The sequence below is a fragment of the Parasalinivibrio latis genome (assembly GCF_036825535.1).
GTDB lineage: Bacteria > Pseudomonadota > Gammaproteobacteria > Enterobacterales > Vibrionaceae > Parasalinivibrio > Parasalinivibrio latis.
Genome location: NZ_CP098813.1, coordinates 1,037,263 through 1,060,908, shown reverse-complemented (window position 1 = coordinate 1,060,908; position 23,646 = coordinate 1,037,263). Strand labels below are relative to the sequence as shown.

The 23,646-nt window shown below is 50.9% G+C and carries 20 protein-coding genes; 7 read left to right on the top strand and 13 right to left on the bottom strand.

The genetic code is table 11. The features are described 5' to 3' along the window. Nucleotides 1–3 precede the first annotated feature (3 nt). The 5 genes from NF212_RS21745 to NF212_RS21725 form a co-directional block, all read right to left on the bottom strand. The gene (locus tag NF212_RS21745) at nt 4–867 is read right to left on the bottom strand and encodes an ABC transporter permease (RefSeq protein WP_434361018.1); all 864 of its coding nucleotides are present in this window, start codon (nt 865–867) and stop codon (nt 4–6) included. Between the two features lie 6 nt (nt 868–873). Then, on the bottom strand, nt 874–2,028 hold the full coding sequence (locus NF212_RS21740) for an ABC transporter ATP-binding protein (RefSeq protein ID WP_434361017.1): 1,155 nt from the start codon (nt 2,026–2,028) through the stop codon (nt 874–876). A gap of 55 nt (nt 2,029–2,083) precedes the next feature. Then, the gene (locus NF212_RS21735; RefSeq protein ID WP_434361016.1) at nt 2,084–3,148 is read right to left on the bottom strand and encodes an extracellular solute-binding protein; all 1,065 of its coding nucleotides are present in this window, start codon (nt 3,146–3,148) and stop codon (nt 2,084–2,086) included. 403 nt (nt 3,149–3,551) lie between these two features. Further along, nucleotides 3,552–4,094, bottom strand: coding sequence for a 4Fe-4S binding protein (locus NF212_RS21730; protein WP_434361015.1), 543 nt, complete (start codon nt 4,092–4,094; stop codon nt 3,552–3,554). 3 nt (nt 4,095–4,097) lie between these two features. Then, nucleotides 4,098–4,679, bottom strand: coding sequence for a TorD/DmsD family molecular chaperone (locus tag NF212_RS21725; RefSeq protein ID WP_434361014.1), 582 nt, complete (start codon nt 4,677–4,679; stop codon nt 4,098–4,100). Nucleotides 4,680–4,990: 311 nt separating this feature from the next. Between NF212_RS21725 and NF212_RS21720 the strand changes: the two genes are divergently transcribed. Genes NF212_RS21720 through NF212_RS21710 form a run of 3 tightly spaced genes read left to right on the top strand, consistent with a single transcriptional unit; the run spans nt 4,991 to nt 8,910 of the window. Further along, complete coding sequence (locus tag NF212_RS21720; RefSeq protein ID WP_434361013.1) at nt 4,991–7,438, top strand: DmsA/YnfE/YnfF family dimethyl sulfoxide reductase; 2,448 nt, start codon at nt 4,991–4,993, stop codon at nt 7,436–7,438. A gap of 10 nt (nt 7,439–7,448) precedes the next feature. Beyond that, nucleotides 7,449–8,063, top strand: coding sequence for a DMSO/selenate family reductase complex B subunit (locus NF212_RS21715; protein ID WP_434361012.1), 615 nt, complete (start codon nt 7,449–7,451; stop codon nt 8,061–8,063). Between the two features lies 1 nt (nt 8,064). Beyond that, nucleotides 8,065–8,910: a DmsC/YnfH family molybdoenzyme membrane anchor subunit gene (locus NF212_RS21710; RefSeq protein ID WP_434361011.1), complete on the top strand. Its 846-nt coding sequence runs from the start codon at nt 8,065–8,067 to the stop codon at nt 8,908–8,910. 135 nt (nt 8,911–9,045) lie between these two features. On the opposite strand, the gene NF212_RS21705 is transcribed toward NF212_RS21710, so the two are convergent. The 7 genes from NF212_RS21705 to NF212_RS21675 form a co-directional block, all read right to left on the bottom strand. Then, on the bottom strand, nt 9,046–10,989 hold the full coding sequence (locus NF212_RS21705; RefSeq protein WP_434361010.1) for a TonB-dependent receptor domain-containing protein: 1,944 nt from the start codon (nt 10,987–10,989) through the stop codon (nt 9,046–9,048). A gap of 106 nt (nt 10,990–11,095) precedes the next feature. Next, the gene (locus NF212_RS21700) at nt 11,096–11,800 is read right to left on the bottom strand and encodes a response regulator transcription factor (RefSeq protein WP_434361009.1); all 705 of its coding nucleotides are present in this window, start codon (nt 11,798–11,800) and stop codon (nt 11,096–11,098) included. 124 nt (nt 11,801–11,924) lie between these two features. Next, nucleotides 11,925–12,773 (bottom strand): sugar phosphate isomerase/epimerase family protein, encoded by an 849-nt coding sequence (locus tag NF212_RS21695; RefSeq protein WP_434361008.1) that lies wholly within the window; start codon nt 12,771–12,773, stop codon nt 11,925–11,927. Next, entirely contained in the window at nt 12,770–14,143 is a 1,374-nt protein-coding gene (locus NF212_RS21690) for a DUF6005 family protein (protein WP_434361007.1), read from the bottom strand. Before NF212_RS21690 ends, NF212_RS21695 begins: the two co-directional genes overlap by 4 nt. Beyond that, nucleotides 14,140–15,423, bottom strand: coding sequence for an AMP-binding protein (locus NF212_RS21685; RefSeq protein ID WP_434361006.1), 1,284 nt, complete (start codon nt 15,421–15,423; stop codon nt 14,140–14,142). Before NF212_RS21685 ends, NF212_RS21690 begins: the two co-directional genes overlap by 4 nt. Then, nucleotides 15,407–17,167 (bottom strand): IucA/IucC family protein, encoded by a 1,761-nt coding sequence (locus NF212_RS21680; protein WP_434361005.1) that lies wholly within the window; start codon nt 17,165–17,167, stop codon nt 15,407–15,409. The genes NF212_RS21685 and NF212_RS21680 overlap by 17 nt, the downstream gene beginning before the upstream one ends. Continuing rightward, on the bottom strand, nt 17,154–18,959 hold the full coding sequence (locus NF212_RS21675) for an IucA/IucC family protein (RefSeq protein WP_434361004.1): 1,806 nt from the start codon (nt 18,957–18,959) through the stop codon (nt 17,154–17,156). The genes NF212_RS21680 and NF212_RS21675 overlap by 14 nt, the downstream gene beginning before the upstream one ends. Nucleotides 18,960–19,067: 108 nt before the next feature. Between NF212_RS21675 and NF212_RS21670 the strand changes: the two genes are divergently transcribed. After that, nucleotides 19,068–20,453, top strand: coding sequence for an MATE family efflux transporter (locus NF212_RS21670; RefSeq protein WP_434361003.1), 1,386 nt, complete (start codon nt 19,068–19,070; stop codon nt 20,451–20,453). A 39-nt stretch (nt 20,454–20,492) separates the two neighbouring features. Here the strand turns inward: NF212_RS21670 and NF212_RS21665 are convergent, their stop codons facing one another. Continuing rightward, nucleotides 20,493–20,942 (bottom strand): GNAT family N-acetyltransferase, encoded by a 450-nt coding sequence (locus NF212_RS21665; protein ID WP_434361002.1) that lies wholly within the window; start codon nt 20,940–20,942, stop codon nt 20,493–20,495. Between the two features lie 227 nt (nt 20,943–21,169). Here NF212_RS21665 and NF212_RS21660 point away from each other — a divergent pair, with 227 nt between their 5' ends. From NF212_RS21660 to NF212_RS21650, 3 genes are read left to right on the top strand one after another with little or no spacing between them, the layout of a single operon-like run. Next, nucleotides 21,170–21,979 (top strand): hypothetical protein, encoded by an 810-nt coding sequence (locus tag NF212_RS21660; protein ID WP_434361001.1) that lies wholly within the window; start codon nt 21,170–21,172, stop codon nt 21,977–21,979. Nucleotides 21,980–22,005: 26 nt separating this feature from the next. After that, the gene (locus NF212_RS21655) at nt 22,006–23,028 is read left to right on the top strand and encodes a hypothetical protein (protein WP_434361000.1); all 1,023 of its coding nucleotides are present in this window, start codon (nt 22,006–22,008) and stop codon (nt 23,026–23,028) included. Nucleotides 23,029–23,079: 51 nt separating this feature from the next. Next, entirely contained in the window at nt 23,080–23,586 is a 507-nt protein-coding gene (locus NF212_RS21650) for a hypothetical protein (protein WP_434360999.1), read from the top strand. Nucleotides 23,587–23,646 lie beyond the last annotated feature (60 nt).

Here is a 23,646-nt window from a genome sequence, read left to right as displayed (position 1 = left end):
AACTTACCCCATTGTCTTGACGAATGACTGGCGGGTCAGTTTGAGGCCGCCCCATACCATCAGAGAGGAAAGTGTCAGCAACAAAATACCGAACGCAGATCCCTGTTCCCAGTTAAACCGGGTAATAAACTGGGTGAAAATTTGCTCGGTAAACCAGAGACTGTCTTTCCCACCAAGCAGTGTCGGGGTCAGGTAATTTCCAAGCGTCAGCATAAACACCACAATACATCCTGCTACAATGCCGCTCATGGCGTGAGGAATCACCACTTCTCTCAAGACATCCCAACTGCTGCCACCGAGATCATAGGCAGCTTCGATCAGGCTATTGTCCAGGCTGTCGAGAGTGGTAACCAAGGGGACGACCATAAACAACATCGACGTATACACCAGCCCGACCATGATGGTGACGTCGTTGTAGAGCATTTCTACAGGCTGATCTGCCAAGCCAGTAGCTTGCAGTAGTCCGCTAATCAACCCGGATTCCCGAAGCAGTATCATCCAACCATAAGAACGCACCAGCTCACTGACCCAAAAAGGCAGCAAACAGGCAACGAACAACAAGCTCTTGGTTTTTCCCTGGCTGACTTTGGCAATGTAAAACGCCACGGGAAATGCCACCAGCAACGTCAGCACAGTTGCCAGTAATGACATGACGGCGGTACGCGTGAAGGTCCGCCAGTACAGGGGCTCAGTAAAGAAAGTGGCGTAGTTGTCCAGGCTGAAAACCGTCGCACCACCCACGGCCCTGTCCTGCACCGAAATATTGAACATCTGGGCATGGGGCAGGATGATAAGGAGCAATAACCACAGTAAAAACGGTGTCAGCAGCAGATAAAGTGCCAACCGGTTTCCCCGTTCAATCATCATTGCCTCCTATTTCTGCGACGGCAGGCAGCGGGAAACGCCGGCTTGCCAGTGGACAAACAGCTGGTCCCCGGGACGGATATAACGAAAACTCTCCGTCTGTGGTAATTGGACTGAAAATTCACCCTGATTCTGTGGATGGCGCACCACCAACTGGCTGCGCGAACCATCGAAAAGAATTTCCTTCACTTCCACGTCAAACCCATTGTCTGCCAAAGCAGGAATATCCCCTGGGAATGCGATGGAAATTGCTTCCGGCCGGATAAAAATATCGGCATGATCCCCAAGGCTAAGGCTACTCCCAGTGGCTCGGTAGGTCTCCCCCATCTCTCCCTTTATCACTAAGGTATCGCCATTGACCTCTGTTACCTTCCCCTGCCGGTGGTTATTCTCCCCAACAAACTTGGCAACGAATGTTGTAGCCGGAGCGTAGTAAAGCTCCTGAGGGGTAGCGAGTTGCTCAAACCTGCCGTTATTCATTACGGCAACCTGATCAGACATGACCAGTGCTTCAGACTGGTCATGGGTGATATATACGAAGGTGGTGCCAAATTCCTGCTGGAGATGTTTCAGCTCAACTTTCATCTGCTCACGCAGCTTGAGATCCAGCGCCCCCAATGGCTCGTCCAGCAAAAGAACATCCGGGTTAAGCACCAGGCAGCGCGCAATAGCAATACGTTGTTTCTGTCCACCGGACAACTGGGAAATCTGCTTTGGTCCACTTCCGGATAACCCGACCCTGGCCAGCACTTCATCCACTTTACGTGCTATCTCTTCTTTCGGGGTCTTCCTGCGACGCAAGCCGTAGCCAATGTTCTCCGCCACTGTCATCGTGGGAAATAACGCCAGATGCTGGAACACCATGTTGACCGGCCGCCGGTTCGGGGCAATATCATTAACCCTTTTCCCTTTTATAAAAATATCGCCATGGGAAGCCTGCTCAAAACCCGCCAACATACGGAGGAGTGTGGTTTTTCCACAGCCGGACGGCCCTAATATGGAGAAGAAACTGCCTTTAGGGACGGTGAAATCAATATTGTCGACTGCCGTGAAATCAGCGAAGGTTTTTGTTATTGCCCGGCATTCAAGATCCGGTGTGGCTAAGTTGGAATCGGAGTGTGCAGACATGGTTGTTACCGCCTGGGTTGTTTCTGAAATTCGCATCCGTTGCGAAAATTCCGGCCTGTCACAACAGGCCGGAATGAGATTACAGTATTAATCAGTTCGCCGCTTTAACGCGATCAAGAACCAGGCCTTCCATTTCTTCCAGCCCGGCCGGTACGGTTGGGTACCATTTGATGTTGTCAATTGCCGCAGGAGGGAAGCTGGTCTGGAACTGCTTTTTCGCCGTTTCATTGACGAAGTTATCAGCCCCTTTAGACGCAGTAAAGTTACCTGCAGATTCTGTGATTTTCGCTGCAATTTCCGGCTGCATGACGAAATTAATCCACTTATACGCTGCATCTACAGCTTTTGACTTACGTGGAATTGCAAAGGTATCAATCCAACCCAATGCGCCCGATGCAGGGGCAACGAAATTGATATCCGGGTTATCACGGTTTACTTTCCAACCACCCGCATCCCAAGCCATCGCAGCAACCACTTCACCTGAACGAACCAGGTTAAGCAGCTCATCACCACCAGACCAGTAAGCTTTCACGTTCGGCTTACATTCAATCAGCTTCTTCTCCACTTTATCGAGAATGGCTTTGTATTTTTCCGGATCGCTGTATGCAGCAAATGGGTCTTCACCCATTGAGAATGCAAAACCGATCAATGTCGGACGCTTCAGGCGGTACGAAACCTTGCCTTTGTACTGTGCATCACACAAATCGGTATAGTCTTTCACACCGCCGGCTACCTTAGTGTTTACCACCAAACCGCTTGTGCCCCAAACGTGAGGTACACCATAGACTTCGCCATCCAACATAGTGTTGTTTTTGGTGGCATCGAGCATTGACGGAATAATCTTGTTGGCATCGACCTTAGACAGATCAATTGGCTGGTAAATTTTAAAGTCGCGCTGTGCCCCGGTGATACGATCCTGGCTTGGCTGTACCAAGTCGAAGCCAGCACCACGGGTCGCACGCAGCTTGGAAATCATATCTTCGTTATTAGACTTGGTAACCTTGACCTCAATGCCTGTTTCTTTCTCAAACTGGTCAATCACTTCTTGTGGAGCGTAACCACCCCAGGTCAGCAAACGGAGCGTTTCTGCATTGGCGGCATGGGCTGAAAACAACGTCCCTGCAGCCAATACCATCGTCACCTTTAAGCTATTCATCTTTCGTCCCTTTCTCGTTGGATGAATGCGCAGAAATTAGGCCACCTTTTCATGAGGAGGCATCTCTCTGAGCGTGGGTAGAAATGCATTGTTAGCCTTTCTTTTGTAAAGAAACGAACGATAAAGAATCATCGTTACAATTTATTTACAACATGGGTTAGGTATGACTCAGCAAAACAAAAATAACCAGCCAAAAAATGACCAAGTGTGAAGACAGTCACGCCTGTGGATTTTGCAATCGATTACAAAGAATTAAGAGAAATGACAGTGTCTAATGTAGGAAGCAGTTGGGTAATATTTGAGAACAAATCAGGAAGGTTTAATTGTACACATATGGCCTGCTATTTCACCCTCTTGGGTAAAAGCCAGGAGAGATTGAGAGATAGGCAAGCCTTGAAGAAAGTTATACCGCTTTGGTCAGGCTCACCGCTCCGATATAGCAACTGGACACACATTCCCCGCAGCCATTGCAGAGGTCAGAAACAACCGGCAGTCTGTTAGGGCTGACAGAAATCGCACCTGTAGGGCAGTCAGTTTCGCATTCATCGCAGCTTCCCATAATCCGGGCATTGCAACCGGAAGAGATGACAGGTCGCCAGCCTGTATCACGCGATCGTCCAGGCTGAAGCGCACCTGTCTGGCATGCAGACGTGCAAGCAACGCAGAGCGTACAGTGATTGAGGGAAAGGTCCATTACAGGTCCGCCGGTTGTCATGGACAACACCTGCTGCGGGCAAGCTCGGACACACTCACCACAGCGGTTGCATAGCCTGTTAAACAGAAGCTCTTCTACTGCCCCCAGAGGACGACCGCAGTTTATCACTGGAGGTTCGTCGGCTTCCGAGGCACTTTTCATTCCCCGGCCAATGGCCCGGAACAATCCCCGGCGGCTTGTGCCGCAGTGGGAAAGCTTGGCCTGGTAGTACTTTTCATTGTCACCAGACAACGCTCACACCCTCTCCCAATAAATGCGGCGAGCGTCTGCCACTACCCCGGTTTCTTCACAGAAGCTCATCAGCCATCCGTTGGTAATGGCTGCAAGGCCCTGGTAAAAGGCCGTTTCGGCATGCTTTTCCATCTCTTCGAGCATCATTGGCGCAAACGGCATGATATGACGGCTCAGAAGTGCCTTGGCATTGTCTCCGCCCCCGTTTTCCAACAGCACGGAAAGCATCATTAACATCAGGCCAATATGGTCTTCCGGCTCACGCAGCCCTGTGTCGCAGGACAACCCGACCGAAGACAGAAAGCCTCGATATTCCAGGGTGGATGCACCAAACAGCGCATTTTCATTGTCGAGGTACACCGAACCCCACGGCGGACATGGCATATCTCCACTACCTTGCAGCAATGCGAAAAAATCAGCTTCAAGAGCGTCGGGATCGGTTTGGGATGCGCTTTCTGCCAGCACATTCAGTAGTTCGTTTTCCTCTTCTGCAAACGCATTGAGAATGGACGTTGCGGTTTCAGAACCCGGAGAGTGGTAAAGCAATGCACCAAGAAGGCGGGAAATAGACACGTCGTTTTGCATGATAAGCATCATCTTAGAATTTTGCGGCAGTCTACCTGTGTTGAAACCCGTAAAACTTGCGTCCAGTCAATAAATCGAATTTGGTTAACAATTTTAAATATTGCGATATATATCTCTTTTATATGAATAAATTATGAAAGATAAGCCCAATATTTGATCGAAATCTCACTTCCATAATCTCGCACGTCATATCCCGCCATTACGGCGGTTTTGTTGATTTGTCACAACATTTCATCGCGCCATTCCGGTAAATCTTCGCGCACACGAGGCCAGTGAAGGCCCGTGATTACAACCAATCGAGAATGTCGTGTATGAAGAATAAACTGAAAGCGTTACTGGCCGGCGGCCTGACGCGGCGGGATTTCGTTAAATCCTCTTCCGCCCTTGGCGGGCTAGCCGCGACCGCCGGTGCTGTGTCCCTGCCGTTTAAATCCAACCCGGTAGCGGCAGCCACGTCTGCTGCAAAAAAAGAAAAGGTGGTTTGGAGCGCCTGTACGGTGAACTGCGGAAGCCGCTGCCCACTGCGCATGCACGTTGTGGACGGTGAAATTAAGTGGGTGGAAACCGACAACACCGGCAATGATGAATACGGCAACCACCAGGTCCGCGCGTGTCTGCGTGGCCGTTCAATGCGTCGTCGTGTCTACAATCCGGATCGCCTGAAATACCCGATGAAGCGCGTTGGCAAGCGCGGTGAAGGCAAGTTCAAGCGCATCACCTGGGAAGAAGCCTATGATGAAATCGCTGGCAACATGAAGCGCATCATCAAGGATTATGGCAACGAAGCCATCTACCTGAACTACGGTACAGGGACGCTGGGCGGCACGGTCACCAAATCCTGGCCTCCGGGCAGCTCACTGATCGCCCGTATGATGAACCTGACCGGCGGTTACCTGAACCACTACGGCGACTACTCAACGGCACAAATCACTGTTGGCCTAGATTACACTTACGGTGGCGGCTGGGCTTACGGTAACTCTTTCTCTGATCTGGAAAATACTAAACTGATTGTCCAGTTCGGCAACAACCCGGCAGAAACCCGCATGTCCGGTGGCGGCCTTATCCACCATATGATGGAAGGCAAGGCACGCTCTAATGCCCGCATGATCATGATCGACCCTCGCTACACCGACACTGCCGGTGGACGTGAAGACCAATGGATTCCAATCCGCCCGGGTACGGATGCTGCCTTTATTGCAGCGATGGCGCATGTGATGATCCAGGAAAACCTGGTTGACCAGCCCTTCCTCGACAAATATTGCGTAGGTTACGACGAGAAAACTCTCCCGGCCTCTGCACCGCCAAAGAGCGACTACAAATCTTACATTCTGGGTGATGGCCCGGACGGTATCGCCAAAACCCCGGAATGGGCAGCACCGATTACCGGCATTCCGGCTGACATTATCATTAAAACAGCCCGTGAAATCGGCTCAACCAAGCCTTGTGCCGTGCTGCAGGGCTGGGGCCTGCAACGTACAGCCGGCGGTGAAATTGCATCACGCGCGGTCGCTATGCTGGCACTACTGACGGGCAACGTGGGTATTAACGGTGGCGGAACAGGAGCCCGTGAATCGGACTACAACATTCCGTTTGTCCGCTTCCCAACCTTGTCCAACCCGGTAAAGGCATCCATCCCGATGTTCCTGTGGACCGACGCAATTGTCCGCGGCCCGTCAATGACGGCAACACGCGACGGTATCCGCGGTGTTGACCAGCTGGAAGTGCCTATCAAGTTTATCTGGAACTACGCGGGCAACTGCATCATCAACCAGCACTCTGACATCAACAAAACCCACGAAATCCTGCAGGATGACAATGCGTGCGAAATGATTGTGGTGATCGACAACCACATGACATCTTCCGCGAAATATGCAGACATCGTGCTGCCAGATCTCACCACTTCTGAGCAGGCGGATTTCTGTATGGACACGAAGGCGGCGAACATGCCGTATTTCATCTTTGCCGACAAAGCGATTGAACCACAGTTCGAATCCAAAGGCATTTATGAAATCTGTTCTGAAATTGCCAAACGTATGGGTGTGGGTGAGGCGTTTACCGAAGGCCGCGACCAGGAAGGCTGGCTGCGCCACCTTTACGCCCTGACCCGCGAACAGGATCCTTCACTGCCGGACTTTGAGACCATGCGCAAGCAGGGTATCTACAAGCGTCGTGACCCGAATGGCCACTTTGTCGCGTACAAGTCATTCCGTGAAGATCCTGAGAACAACCCGCTGGGAACCCCTTCCGGCAAAATAGAAATTTATTCTGAGCGTCTGGCTGAAATTGCGGCGACGTGGGAGCTGGAGAGCGACGAAGTGATTCACCCGCTGCCGGTTTACGTCTCCACCTTTGAAGGCTGGGACGACAAGAAGCGTGACACCTACCCGCTCCAGCTGACCGGTTTCCACTATAAAGCCCGCTGCCACTCAACGTACGGGAACGTTGACATCATCAAGGAAGCTGCTCGCCAGGAAATGTGGATCAACCCGGTTGATGCCGCTGAACGTGGTATCGAAAACGGCGATCTCATCCGTATTTTCAACGACCGTGGTGAAGTACACATCCCTGCAAAAGTGACCCCTCGCATCATGCCGGGCGTTGTTGCCCTTGGAGAGGGTGGCTGGTACGCACCGGGTAAGAACAAAGTCGACAAAGGCGGCTGTATCAACGTTCTGACTACCCAGCGCCCTAGCCCGTTGGCAAAAGGCAACCCGCAGCACACCAACCTGGTAGATGTTCAACTGGTGAAGAAGGCGTAAGGACTGAACCATGAAGCAATACGGTTTTTATATTGACTCGAGCAAGTGCACCGGTTGTAAAACCTGCCAGCTTTCGTGCAAAGACAACAAGGACTTAGACGTCGGTGTAAACTTCCGCCGTGTCTATGAATATGCCGGTGGCAACTGGGTAAAAGACGGTGATACATGGCGTCAGGACGTTTATTCCTACTACGTATCCATGGCATGTAACCACTGTTCTGAACCAGCTTGTACCAAAGTCTGCCCAAGTGGTGCCATGCACAAACGCGAAGACGGCTTTGTTGTGGTTGACACTGACACCTGTATCGGCTGCCAGTACTGTTCAATGGCTTGCCCTTACGGCGCACCACAGTTCAATGCAGACAAAGGTCACATGACCAAGTGTGACGGTTGTTATGAACGTGTCGCCGAAGGCAAACAGCCAATCTGTGTTGAATCCTGCCCGCTACGCGCGTTGGAATTTGGTCCGATTGAAGAGCTGCGCGCTAAATACGGTGACCAGGCTGAAGTGGCTCCACTGCCTTCTGCATCCCTCACCAAACCAAACATTGTGATTAAGCCAAACCGCCATGCCCGCCCATGTGGAGATACCACCGGCTACCTGGCGAACCCTAAGGAGGTCTGATATGGCATGGCATGAATGGCCGTTGGTAGTGTTCACGGTCTTTGCACAAACTTCCGTAGGTGCATTTCTGGTACTGAGTGTATTGCTGCTGGGTAAGCAGTTCTGCCCGGGTGGTGAACTGCGCCTGCACAAGTCAATGTTCGGCCTGTGGGCACTGATGGGACTTGGCTTTATAGCTTCTACCATGCACCTTGGCAACCCATTGCGCGCAATGAATGCCCTGAACATGGTAGGCAGTTCCTGGCTGTCAAATGAAATAGCCAGCGGCAGCCTGTTCTTCGCACTGGGTGGTCTTTACTGGTTGCTGTCAATCCTCGACAAGGGAAGTGACGTACTTCGTAAGGGGCTGATGCTGGGTGCAATGGGTATTGGAGCTTTCTTTATGTACGCCATGATCATGGTGTACATGATCAACACCGTCCCAACCTGGTACACAGGGCTGACACCCGCTGCATTCGTGTTGACCATGGCAGTCGGCGGCTTTGCCCTGGCGCACCTGCTTTTGGTTGCGGCAAAGCACAAAGTCGCAGCGGCGGATACCGCGTTGCCGGTAATGGGCCTTGTCGCCGCTGCCGGTGTCGCCATTGCTGTTACTCTGCTTTCTGTCCATCTCGGCGGTATTGAAACCAGCGCCACATCCGCTTTGGCTGTTGTGCCGGATATGGCAACCATCCAGTTCGTACGTCTGGGTTTGCTGGCAACCGGTGTTGTTGTCTGGCTGCTGCCGATGATCATGAAACAGCCCCCTGCGCTGCCACTGATTGCTGTTGCCTTCGTACTGATCTTGCTTTCTGAGCTAGTCGGCCGCGGCATGTTTTATGGCATGCACATGACAGCGGGTGTGTAATCAACACCCCAACAGTTTGAACCCAAAGCAAAAGCCCCGAATTTCGGGGCTTTATTACAGAAAAAGTCCCCCGGTGTGCGGGGGATGGCTCTTAGGCGGGAGACTCACCTTTTCTGTTATGCTGAAAAGGTGCCATTAGAACGCATAAGCCAGATTCACACGTATATCACGGCCGGGGTTGGGGATACCGTCTCCACGGAAGCCAGTGGAGTAGCTGGCATGATCGGTATATTGCTTGTCCAGAAGGTTGTTAACTGTCAACGTCAGTGTCAGGTCTTCGCTTTGCAGCGGCAGGTATTGCGCATACAGGTTGTGTACACCGTATCCTGGCTTCGCGGCATAAGTGGTGCCGTCATTTACCTTTTTATCCAGACGCTGGACAAACTCACCGGTCCAGCCGAAATCAAGCTGATCAGAATACGCATAGTTGACCTTGGCAAACCAACTGTCGCCGACATCAACCCCTAAACCAAGGCTGTCATCATTTAGGGGATCACCGTTGAGTTCCGGTGACGACTTTGAATAGCTCAGGCTGGCGTCAAGTTTGTCAACAACATAGCCAACCCGGGCAATGAATCCTTCCGTTTCAAGTTTACCCAAATTGGAGACACCGTTGCCCACTGCATTGTCTATCGTGGTCCGGTATCCCTTTACGGCAAACTGGAAACCATCCAGACGGTATATTACGCCCAGTTCGTAGTTCTCCGCTTCTTCCCCTACACGTTTCTCAGGTGCCCTGAACAGGGTGAAGGTCTCGCGGACACGTGGCCCACGGAACGCCTGAGCCCAGCCGCCGTGAACTTCAATGTTGTCTGTTGCCAGGAACCTGAAACCGGCATTCGGGCTCCAGCCGTCATCTTTCAGCGTAAATGACGGTTTGGTGTTGTCGCTGCTCTGTTCTGTTTCATACCTGTCATAGCGAAGCCCGATACTCAAGAGCAATTGCTCCGTCACAGAGATACGATCCTGAAGGTAGATACCATGAATGGTGCCAGTCTCTTTCACATCCACTTCTGTAACGGCGTCCTGGTCAAGCCGGGATGTGTCATGGCTGTAATCCATGCCGTATTCCAATTCATGAATTCCCAGCGTGCTGGTGTTACGCAAATCAAGCCCATAGGAAATCACTTTGCCGGAGAAGGGTTCCCAGGTAGGTGAGTCATGGAAAAGGACATTTTCTGTGTTGTAAGCGGTCAGTTCCAGATCCACCAGTTCACTGGTAACCGGGTTGAACCCGTACTTGGCGGTAAATGTCTGGCGTTCGTTTTCCTGGGGCCAGATGCGGCCTTTAGTATCCTGAATATTCGGCTTGTGTGCCCGGACGCCCTCTTCCTTCCGGTTTTCATAGCTCAGAGACACTTTGTGGCTCTCTGCGAAATCGCCGACAACCTTGAGGAAACCGACCTTATGCCCTGATTCTGTATGTGGCTGCTTGGTACCGTCTCCGTCTTTGTAATCGTCGTAGTCCGCTTTCAACACTGTCGCCATAGCACTGACATTTTCGTTCAGTTGCCCGAATACGGTGCCGGATGTTTTGTAGCCCTGCGTATTGCTGTAGTAGCCGCCTTTTACCAGACCTCCAATCTTCTGGTCGCCATAAAGGAGGTCTTCAGGATCCTTGGTTTCAAAACGGATCGAACCACCCAGTGCCCCTGGTCCATTGGTTGCTTCCCCCGCACCTGCTGCCACTTCCACTTGCTTGAGCAATTCCGGTTCAATCATCAGGCGTCCCTGATGGTGGAACATGTATCCCGCTTGGGCAGCCCCGTCGATGGTAACGTTCATGAAAGTGTCTTCAAGGCCACGGATATAGGCTTTCTGGATTGGCCCGAAACCGCCACCTACCGCAACCTCAGGGTCACTGGCAAAGATGTCTGAGAGATCTACTGCCTGCTGGCGGTCAAGATCGGTTGAATCAATAATGACATCCGGCCCCTGCATCAGGGAGCCAGAAACAACCATGGTTTCTACGTCTTTGTTTTCTGCGGTTTCAGCAAATGCCATCCCACTGGCAAGCGCAAGGGATACTGAAGCAGCTACCACTGTAGGTGTGCCTCTGAACGGGCTTAGGTTATTCATTTTTATATACATCCATATAGTAACGATAATCATTCTCGACACCAATCCTATAAGATGTATCCATTGAGTAAATGATTTTTACAACTGTTACAAAGTGGAGGGAGGCTTAAGTGAACCGGTATCCCCGACCATGATCGGTCTGCAGGCGTTCAGATGAAAAACCGGCACTCGCCAGCTTCCGCCGCACCCGGCTGAGATGCATATCCAGGCTACGGTCGTCCGGGCTAAAGTGCTTTTTTAACACCATCTGGTAGAGATAGGATTTACTCAGTGTCCTGTCCTGATGGGACACCAGTGTCCACAGCAGGCGAAATTGGGTAGGCGTAAGGGATACGTCCTGTTGGCCAACTTCAACGAGATCTGACGTCCTGTCCAGTACAAGGTCATCAACCCGGAGAACACAGGTTTCCTGATCCGGGTTTGATGCTGATATGTCACGCCTGAGGATCGCAAATGCCCTCAACATGCACTCTTCCAAATCAAAGGGTGAAGAAACCACATCCTCTGCCCCCATCGACAGGGCAGAGACCCGTGCCTGGCTGCAACCGCCATCCACCAATGCCAACACCGGGCATGGCCCTTGGGTACAGAGCCACCGCAGCATAGACTCCCCTTTTTCACCTGCCTGAATTTGGGTAATCAGCAACGAAGTAGCAAGGCAATCGTGCGAAATAGCACCACCGGGTGCCACAGTGCTGACCCGGCAGCCAACCTCCTCCAGTCTCCCTTTCAATATCGAGGTAAAACCGCCCGGTTCATTTTCTTTCAACAGTACCCTTGGCTTGTTCCTGGCGAAATATTCCTTATACATAGGCCTTTTTACTGCATACATGCATCAAATATTAATGATATGTATTTTTATTATTATTTAACTCAATGCAACAAAAAATCCAATTTTTTAGCCTGGGTGCTGCATGAATGAACAACATGAAGCATCATACAGCCCTCAACATATCTGGTGATTTGTGCCTTCCCAACAGCAGATAACTGAGTTTTCTTCGGTCATTTTGCAGAGTGCTGAACACATCATTTCCAAACCACTCCAGTGAACCTTCCACATTGTCATCATCAGCCAGAGAGTCAAAAAACGCCTTGTAATCAACCAGCCCGTCGAAAAGCGGGACCATTCCTTCCCGGCTTCCCGCTGCCGCGTAGACATTCGACGGCGTGAAAACAGGCAATAAATGACGCTGGCTGACATTTTTGAAGTGGTAGTGGGCAACATACGGCCGTATTTGTTCCAGCAAGGTTTGGGGATCATCCCCCCCTTCCCAGACATGCAGCGTATCGAAGTTTATCTTGAACGCCGGGTGATCAATCTCTGCGAGCAGTTTAACCGTGGATGAACCACAATCCGCCAATGTCCCCGGATGGGTTTCAACCAATAATTCCAGGCCATTGTCGGCAGCGATTTCACATTGGCGCCGCAACATCCCAACCACTTTCTCCCTTTCATCAGGGTGGGTTTCAGCACTGCCTGCACTGCCAGCAAAAGTCCGAAGCTTTCTTGCATGCCAGCGGTGCGCCAATTGGCAAAGCGCTTGGGTCTTGTCCTCCATCTGTTTAACTGACCCACTTGTGGGAAGGTAATCACTGACCATGGGGACTTCCAGACCAAATGCGGCAAGCCAGTTACCGTTGAGGTGCTGCTGGGAAGCAAGGTTTCGCCCGTGGGCAGCCCAGAGCTCTATTCCCTGGAACTGGTTTGTTTGCGCCCAGATAGCGAGCTCGGCAAGTGAAACCAAATGGTGCCGGAAGGATATAGTGCACAGGGAAATCTTCATGACAATACCTCACTTTCCAACGCTTTCACGGGAGAGCATTTTGCGTCACACCACTGCACAAAAACTTCCTGCAGTTTTTCTTTGATGCGAAACTCCTGTTTGTCCATTAGGTTTAGTTGATCATCGATCTCTTCCAGAAGCGACAGTTCCAGACTTTCTGAGAGCTTTACAACGAGGTAATGAATCGCTTTGTACCCCTGGATTAACACCTCGATTTCATCGCACCAATATTCGAACTCATCGTCCGGCAACACCAATTCACGCCAGAAAAATGCAAATCCATGCTCATAGGCATACTTCCTCACCGAGATCACCGGCAGTTCACGTAAGGCAAAATTCAAGTGGGGTAACGGTTGCAGGCCCTCAACATGGGCACGGATAACTTTCCGGCACCCTTCCACCAGCGGGTTTTCCCGGCTTTGGAAGGCGATATTAAAATACTCCCGGATACGATCCGGTGTTGGGGACGTTACCGAGGAACGATCAAGCAACCAGCCACCTGAAACTGTTGGTTTATCTACCGCCTGCAATATGCGTTTTTTGGGGAGTTCACCTTCCCATCGGTAATCTGGATCCCGCATCAGCCAAACATCCGGGTTTTCGGTAGTTTCAAGTAAAACGTAGTGAGGAAAAGGGTTCTGGTTGAACTTGTTTTCCCGCTCCGGCAAATGGTACATATCCAGCATCACCATCACGCTTTCCTGATCCCCACATTGCTCCACCCGCTTACACAAAGCCTGAATGTTTTGAGCTTTACTGCGGTCTGCCTGATACCAAGAATTGATGCCAATACCGTAAAGGCATTCAAACCAGTAACGGAAGAAATCATGGTTTACTGACGGCGCATGGTAGGTCATCACGGCATCTTCCGTGACAGCAAAATCAGCATCCCACACAGAGAAGTAAAACGGCCGGTGGTCGATACCCGGACACCGTTTCAGGGAATCGCAGACGCAGCTGACAAAACAGTGAACTTTGATATCGATATACTCTTCACCATGCACATTCATGTGTTCATAAACGGGGTCTGGCTGCGGCAACGGAGAACCACTCCCTGTTACAGCGTTTTCTTCAAGTCCGTCAAGAAACGCCACCAGACTGGCAACCGTTGAAAAATCCTCTTTGGTAAAGCTGCTGTCGGGGATTTCATAGCCTTCCTGCAACTCCAACTGGACGATCAACTGGAGCAGCAGCACAGAGTCGATATACAAGTCTTCATTTAACCGGGAGGCGGGAGAGAATCCCTCAAGGTGAGGATGGTTCAAGGTGCTCTGCAACACCCGGTAAATAGCATCAGTGGTGGTGTTGGCCAATCCATTCCCGTTCACCGCCATGTCCGGCATGAGGTCAAGTTTTGACAGGTCAGTCATAGCACCACCTCCTTATGTGATTGGCAGTACGTCAGTTTACCGGCGTCATATAAGGCCGCCACTTCACGACGGCTGACCTTTCCATTCGCCTGACGGGGAATGTGGCTGACCTGCTCAAATACAGTTGGCATCTGGAAGCCGGCAAGTCTCGCCTGACACCATGCCCGCAGATCATCAATTTCCACCGGGTTATCGCTCGAGAACATCAAAGCTGCCCTCTCCCCCGCATACCTGTCGCTGCGCCGGATAACGACCGCATCCTCAATACCCGGCATTGCCATCACCACATCCTCTATATCCTGTGGGTACACATTGAGGCCGGCGACATTGATGGTGTCATCCAGTCGGGAGGCAAACACCATCATCCCATCCGGATTCAACCTGCCCAGGTCACGGGTATGTATCAACCCTTCCTCACCCCGGATGACAATCTCCCCGGTATCTCCACCTGCATCTGGCGATACCAGCGAAAAATGCGGCAATAGGTAGCCAATATCCGCTGCCTGTCCAACACGCGGATTAACCGCAATACACCCGGCTTCAGAACAGCCATATTGCTGGAACAAGTTGATGACTTTGGCTTTGATGGCAGTAAACCAGCCAGCAGGGAGAACCGTACCGGAGGTCATGGCTGCATGAATGGAATTTCCCTGTGGCAACATCATGGCCATTGTGTTGAGCATGGCCGGGGAAGAATACAGAAGCGGCTTCTCAACGGTTTTTATCCGTCTGAGGATATATTTGGGGTTTAGGTTATTGATTACCACGGGCTCTTGTCCTCGCTTTAACGCCACAAGAAACCCCGCAATCAACCCGTATGAATGCGTCACCGGGCAGGCAATGACCGGTGTCATGTCACTGGGTTCGGCAAATGCCGAAACATAACTCTCCAGTTCCCGTTCAATGCTTTGCCAACTCCGGGCGATACACTTGGGTTCGCCGGTTGTCCCGGAACTCATCTGGTACAACTCACCACCAGGTACAGGAGCCTTGCCCCCATCCAATCCAATCGGCTCCAGACTGTGGTAAAAAAGGTGGTGGCAGCCCGCTTTTCGGGCCAGCTTTTCCGCAGCTTCCCTTGGCATATCCGGGTGGACAGGCAGTACTGAACTTCCTTCCCTTTTCAGGAACAGGCAGAGCGATAACCACAGGTAGGTATCAGGAATACACACGGCATAGCGGTGGTGACTGCAGTTCTGGAATACAGGCATGGAAGCAAACCTTACCGCCGCGGAAGCGAAATCTTGTTCGCTGAAGTAATCATCATTCAGATACATCATAAGCGTCACATTCTTGTGAAATCTTGGAAAACAGAGGGTTGGTCACCAAGTGGTGGTACTCAACATGGCTGCCCGAAAACTTACGGGTCATCAGGGATTCGGTGTAGATTTTCAGGTCATCAAAGCAGAGCATGGCCTGCCGCGTCTCGAGCCGGTGTTCTTTGGCGTAGGCATGAAGCCGGGTGGCTACTTTTTGCCAGAAGTGTGGCTCCGGCATGCAGTAACAGTGATCCAGAAGGTGTGAAACCTCGGACAGGTTAAAGACAAACAGCGTGTCCATAACAAGTTCACGCAACAGTTCCAGGTTCGGCTGTTGGTAATACTGTGCAGCATTTTCTCCGTTACAATCCCACGGCATATGGGACAAATCAGGAACCCGGTCAGTCTCTTTTAGAAAAGACGGGACATATTCCAGGCTTTCGTGGAAATCCCGCAGAATAATTCGCTCTGGCCATCCATCCCGGTGAACCAGAACCATGTTCTGACCATGAGCTTCCACAGCCAAGCCGTGAGACACCAAAAGGTGCCAAACCGGTAACACGGCAACATCAATCAGCCGGTTTACCCACTCTTCAAGCCCATATTGTGAAACCCAGTCATCAATGAACGCCCGGCCATCATTTTCCACCATCATCAAAGCATTGAACGGCACGACCGATTCCCCTGCGCCGATATACTGCATCGCACTTTCGCGGAACAGGTAAGCCAGTTCACCGTTGCTGTCAGCAATACCACCGGCATATTCACCGAGCAAGGTCACCGGATAACGGGTTGAAAACAGGGGGTCCGAATCAACAACGTCTTTCAGCCAGCGGGAAACTGAAGGTGCCGGGCAGACAGAAACTGGCTCTATCACCCGTTTGGATGACGTGTTCACCATGTTCATGGACAGCTTGATGTTAGCCTTCGCCGGGTTATCCACGTTAAAGAGGGTTCGAACCGACTGGCTGGCAACATACCTGTCCCCGGCACTGCCTAGGAAGTAGGTACTTACAGGGTCAAATCGGGCAGCCAGTTCCCCATTACGGAACTTTGTCCACTGCCACGGGTGCAAGGGAAGAAGCCCATGAGTTTTGAGGCTTCCTCCCTGACCATGTAACCGGGTCATCAGCAGTTCCCACTCTTTCCGGCTCCCATCCTGGCCGTACAATTCTGAGCGCCAGAATTTCTCGTCATCAACCGGCAAGGCCTGGTGGAGCCTTTCCCGTGGAATAGCTACCCACTTCAACTGGAATGGGGTACCTGCCTCAGGGCCGAAATTCCGGTGGTCTTCTTCCGTAAATCCGGTTCTGGACTTGAAGGACGGGTGGTAAGGGTGCCCTTCATCAAGGGCAGACTCCATCTCGGCGAGATCTAACTCCCTGCGGTTTGCAGCCCTTTCCAGGTGTGTATGGTTCCAATGGCAAAGCCGGATAGTCTGGTTCAGTTCCTCGTGCAATTTCCTGCGGATACCAGGCATTGCCGGAAGATCTGCTATCAATGTCAACAAGCCAGCGGGGTACCAATTCCCATCACCTGCAGAAACTTCAAGGCTTCCGGGTATCATTCGGACGCGGTCAAATGCACCTGTCTTTGCATGACACCGGTATGTGCGATCCTGCATCACCCAGACATACCGGCATATACCGTTTGCTTCGTCTTCACACTGTTCAGCTTCAACGCAACGCTCGAACAACAGGGCTTCCACCAACTGTCGGATAACCCTTGTCTGGGGGCAGTGCGGGAAGTCATCAGGCAACGGCACAACCCACCTCCTCCGGTTCTGACGCCCACACCGGCGCAACCGTCAGGGGATTGGCCAACTGGGTATAGATGGCCTGTTCATTTTCGGCCTCAAGCTCATCGACATCATAAAGGCGAGTGAGGAGGTTTCCTTTTGCCGGAATGGTTTTGCGGGTAAGCAGGGAGTGGATGAGGTCTTTGCCCGCGCCGTTTAGCTGCTCGCCCAATGCTGCCAGGTAGCTCCTTAACATATCCACCAGCTGAGCTTCCGCAATCAACCCGTCCCCCCCCATACGGCTGATCACCGAGCAAACCTGGTTTACCACGAGGTAATAGGAGAAACGATCCCGTATTTCACGGTCTTCAAAGTAAAGGGATGCAATATCGCCCGCTTCCGGTGCCATTTTTGACAGGGTCTCCCGGTAGCGTTCCGACAGGTAAAAACCTTGGTTGTCCCGGTAATAATAGGCAGACGGGTAGCCTTCACTGACATCAAGCACGCTGTTTTGCTGGTGTGCTTCAAGGGCAATGCCGTGCCGGTCATAAAGCGTTATCAACGGTTTTACTGAACAGTCGAGATAAAGCCGGAACCATATGCGGCAGACCTCATCTACAGGCAAGAGGGTTTCATCGGTCAGGTTCAAAAGAATTTGGGCCAGACGTGAAGGCATGTCCCCAATAGCTTCTGCAGTCAGCGAGGCTATGGTGACAATACCCCGCTCCTTCCCTTCCATAAACGGGTTGTCCCGGAAAATAACCTCAAAGCCACTTTCTCTTTCTTCACGGCCGGGGATGTTCAGCGTGATGTAAGCAGGATCGTGAATCATGCGAAAACAGGGGTAGCTCTGCGCAAACCCGGTTTCAGCCATCAGCTTGTCCATCATAACACCGGCTTCCAACTCATGGCGGCGGTTACGGCGGACGGAATTGGTGATTCGCACCGGGATGGAGAACTTAACCATCCAGGGGCAGTCCCTACTATAGAGGGTCCGGACTGAGGACGTCGGGGTAAATTCCCTGCCCATGGGACCGAGGTAAGCCAGGCTTCCCTGTTGAATCAGGTCGCAGATATCCGGGGCGAGCAATAGGGTCTGTGCCTGAAGTGGATGCATGGGGATAAGGCAGGTCTGCCCCGGCTCTTCTGTTTGAGAAGCATCCCCCAGCATTGAAGACACAATTTCTTCAACACTTGAACGGGCCGCGTTCTGGTGCACAATTTCGCTGTTTGCTGCAAAGTAGTGGAGTTGGAATTCCCCAGAGAGTTCTGGAGCATAAGCCGGTTGGTGCCATTCAGCCATCCCCTGACGGCTTTTGGGCGTCGGGTGCAACCAATGGCCGAAAACACACGCCTGCTCGCCATCGATAAAGCTATCCCCGGCTGAAATTCCCCGGTGCTGTGCCTCAACGTAATCGGCCATCAGCTTGTAGCTGTCCGTCAGGCGGTGGATCAATTCCAGCTCCCTGACTCGCAGCAATTCAGAGTCGCCCTCGCAAAAGCTGCGGTAAATTTCCTGCACCAGCATCAGCATGACAGAAAAGGATTCAGTTTCCTGCCACATCGTCTCATGGAGCTGGCGTACCCAGCATTTACCAAACCGGTGACAACCTGTGAGGGAAAAGTACTCAATCCCAACCCTTAACTTTGCCCGCACAGATAGAAGTGAAAATTCAAAGCAGTCAGCTGATTCGCTCTTTCCAACCCGGTTGCTGAATGTATGTCTGCAATCAACGCCAGGGTCAACCTCCCTTAAGTAGCAGTTCAAGAAGGCACGGAAAGAGGCTTGCTCAGCAATTAACCTAGATGAATCAATCATCTTTGCACCTCGTCAATCAATCATGGCACTTTACTTTGCGTAAAATCCCGTTAACTTATTGGTCAACAATCTGCATGATATTAATTCTCATTACCATTGGAGTTACATTTGTTACAGGACGAATCCAGCCTTCAAAGGGAAGCCAGCCCACTGGTGTCTGATCCGGTTGCCCCTCAATTCTTCCGGTTCGCCGGCCATGCGCTCACAAGCCTTTTGGCAATTACAACGGCCTCGCTTGTTGACGGCTTTTTCGTCGGCAATTTTGTTGGTTCAAATGCACTGGCGGCAGTTACCCTCCTGGTTCCGGGCCTGACCTTGATGTTTGCAGTCGCCCTCACACTGGCAATCGGGGGCGCAGTGAAAACGGGACACTGGCTGGGGGTGGGGCAAATACATCAAGCCAGCCGCCTGTTTTCAGCATCAGTCATTTCCATCTTTGTTTTTTCCTGCCTAACCGGCATTGGCGTGACGGTGTGGGATAACGGGCTCTACGCCACGCTGGGTGCGCCTGAGGCAGTGTGGCCACTCATGCATGAATACGTAGGTGTGATGCGGTTTGCCTTGGTGGTTCAGCTCTGTACACTGGTGATGTACTACTTCATCAGGGCTGACAACCAGCCCCAAATCGGCACGCAAGCCCTGCTTACCGGTGCCTTGGTCAATATTGTCCTGAACGCTTTATTTGTGGGGTGGCTTGGTTTGGGGCTTGCCGGTGCTGCATGGGCAACATTACTCGCTCAATGCATTCAGTTGGCCGTCATCAGCCGGTATTTCACAAGACCTGACAGGAACCTTCACTGGCGGCTTGACCGCTTCCCCTACAAACTTATCACTGCTTCCGTGAAAAACGGATTTTCTGAGGGAATTAATGAACTGTCTATCGGGCTTGTTATTGGGGTAGTAAATTGGCTGATGCTGAAAACTGCAGGTGCTGCCGGTGTCGCTGCATTTTCTGTGGTTAACTTCCTGCTTTTTACCGCTTCGATGACGTTTTACGGCATCATTGACGCTGTACACCCACTGGTGAGCTATAACACCGGCGCCGGAAGGTACGATCGAGTCAGGAGCGTTGTGATCATCGCTTTGGTTACCCTTGGGGTTTTGGCCAGCGTAATGATGCTGGCTACCTGGATATTCGCTGATAGCATTCCCGCCATATTCCTGAACCAAGACGATGTAAATGCAAAGGCTATCGCTGCAGGCTATCTGTCTTTTATCTGGCCGGTTTTTCTGCTCTCTTCCCTGAATATGCTGATTTCATCGGTATTGACTGCGACCGACTACCCCAAGCCTTCCGCTGTCATCGCCTGTGCCCGGGGATTTATTTTTCCGGTCTCACTGCTGCTGATTATTGGGTTTTATATCCCTGGGATACCGTTGCTAGCAGCACTTCCGATGGCTGAATTTATCACCTTCATTCTGGCAACGGTATTGGCGATTAAAACGTTAAACTCTGCGAAACTGAGTGCCAAACTTCAGTCATGCAGTGACTGATAATGCCCCGTGAACAACCGGGGCATTATGAAAGACGCGCTAAAGTGTCAGGAAGTAATGAAAGAATTCATCGTCCTTTTTATAACCCAGAGACTCATACACAGCCTGGGCACTGGCATTATCTTTCTGGGTCGAAAGTGCAAGGCCTTTGGCGAAGGTTTGTGTTGCATGTAGCCGGGCTGCGTTCATCAACGCCTTACCTACCCCTTTCCCGCGAGCATCCTCGGATACAAACAGATCATTGAGTATCCAAATCCGGCGAGCAGATACGGAGGAAAATGAAGGATATAGCTGGGTGAACCCAAGGGCATTTCCTTGTCCATCCCTGGCGACATAGATAACTGACTCATCATTGGCGACCCGGACAGTCAGAAATTCTCGAGCCACCGCAGTATCACTCTCCTGACCGTAAAACTGTCGGTATAAATCAAAAAGCGGAATCACAGCATCAAGGCTCGACAGCCCAATTTTCTCCACTTTTACTTCCATTTACTCAACTCCTTGGGGTTTAAAGAAACACTGGTATTTCATCACTTAACCTAACCCAACTTACCCGTTTCGGCCATCGTAAAAGTGTTACATAACCCAGACACTTCTCATCGACAAAGTGCAAAGTTTCATATGAACAGATCACATACTAAAACACGGTTTTTGTGTTTGATGCACATAAATTTCTACACTCAGCTTTCTACCTGAAAAACAAGGATGTCAGTTGAATGAAAAACGTGATTACCCTGGCGCTCACTGCCGGATTGCTAGCAGGCTGTGGGCAAACGACCCTGTTGAGACCAAATGAAGTCACTCCTAACATCGGAAACGTCGCCAATATCTGTGACACCGACAATAAAAGCCTGTTGGCAACCGCTGCCCCCTTTTTGATTGAACAGGCTGCCAAGCTATTTGTGAAAGAGATTTCCAACCAACTCAAAGAGGAAATTAAAAAGAAGGTTTCCATCTACCAGGGCGCTGAGACATTCTCCTGCAATATCAGGGACGGCGTTGCAAACAACACAATCGCCTTTACGTTTACAGCCAAGGATGATGACAAGCCAAACCCTGTACGTATACCAGTCAGTCTCAGTACCGACGACAACTATACTTACATGCTCACCTTCGACCCCCGCAAGGTAAAACACAACTGGGCCCACTTGTCCGGGAATACTAAATTCGATGGCAGCGTTTTGCTGACCATAAAATGGGTGACTTACGCCCGTGATGGGGAGACCACCCTCCAGCAGGTTGTATTCAATGACACCGTCGCTGCACTGAAAATTCGCGATGGCAAGCTAAAAGATGCCGCCAAGGCAAAACCACGCACATTGACCGGCCTCCGCCCAGCCAAAAGCCAGCCTGACAGCAGTTTGTATGAGCAGCGCCATGTCATAACCTGGTCGATGACCCTTTTGGATGAGTCGCTCTCTGCCCAGGCGCTGCGCAAACTTCATGAAACACTCGACAGCAAGAAAGATAAGCTGACGTCTGAAGTTGAAGACGAGTTAAAAGATATCTTTGACGTTAAAGACTGAATCCGTTAAGCAATCAGGTACCAACAATGAAAAAACTGATAGTGCTATGCTGCCTGGTCTTAACCGCCTGTAGCAGCCCGTATTCGCCCATAGATGACGAAAATCTAGGTTCAAAACCCATTACCGGGCTTTACCAACCGGATTCTGCATCTTCCGTATTTATGATCCACGGCATGTGCCCCCACACTAAAGACTGGGCGGATGACTTCGTTGAAGATATTGCCAAGAAACTTGCACTAAAGCAGATAAAGGCTGAGTCTTCACCTCTGGCATTTACCGTCGCAGACGATAAAAATACCAATCCAGAGCGCCACTATTTCCTGAAAGAGTATTCCCTTGCCCGAGAAGGATATTTACTGAATATCTACAGCTTTAACTATGCCTATTTCAACAATATACGTTCACTGGGTAACCTGTACGATGATTTCACCAAGGCAAAAATCAATGGCTCGGTAAAAGACCAACTTGTCAGTGGCTGTCTTTCAGATGTCACCACTTACGGTGGCAAGCGTGGGCAAGATATTCGTACAACCCTTCTTGATGCCATCGACTATGTGGAAAAGGAAGATGCTAAATTGCCGGTCAAACCAAACAAGTTCTTTGTTTCTGAAAGCCTCGGCAGCAAAATCCTTCGTGATGTATTGGTTTGCGATGAGATTAAATCTACGGACAATGCTGCCGGCAAGGCACTTTCCAACACCCAAACAGTGTTTATGGCTTCCAACCAACTGCCGCTGCTAAATGCTGTCAACTCCTGTGTTTCCAACCCCACAGCAACCTTTGCCGATGCGATAAAACAATTGTCGACAACCAAGCGACTGCGACCCTCGTTTCACGTCGTTTCTTTTACTGATCCGAACGACCTGTTGAGCTACGACATTGATACAGATGACTATGCCGAAAAAGGGGTATCGAGCGTAAGCATTCCTGTCAGTAATGCAACTACGTGGTTTGGCCTTTTCGCTGAACCATTCAAAACCCATACCGGATACCTTGAAAACAAAGATGTGCTCGACATCATTGCCTGCGGCTCAAACGGTTGCCAATAAAGTCACTTTCACCCTAATCTGCCCCCTTCAGGGGCAGATTGGAATACACAGATGGAAACGCTAGGTAAGCAACTCAGCAATTGGGATGGGAAAGACAAGGATGAAATTCATCGGATTTACCGGCAGTTCGCAAACAGGAAGAATTTATTTACCCAACTCATAGTCTTACTTTCCGATCAACAATCTGAACGCGGTGTAACCTGGCTTATCAAGCATCACCTTGAAAAAGGGCACCTCCCCTCACAAAGTGACACCGTAACTATTATTCAACAATTGCCACTGCTGCAACATTGGGAGTCCCGGTTGCACCTCTTGCAAAGCCTGCGTTATTTTACCTTGCCAGAAAGTGAAAAACGCTCACTCGAGGTGTTTGTAAGGAAAGGATTGTCGGATCCCAATAAGTTTGTCCGTGCTTGGTCATATGACGGCTTTTTCCAGCTTGCCCGCCAATTTCCAGAATATCGGCCAGTAGTTACCGAACTGTTTGATATGGCGATAAAAGACGAACCAGCGTCAGTTAAGGCCAGAATCCGGAATTTACTTAAGGAGGGGGTATAAATACGTCACTACGCCAAGTGGTACGGGAGTGGGTACTCGAAACTTGTCAGATATAATTCA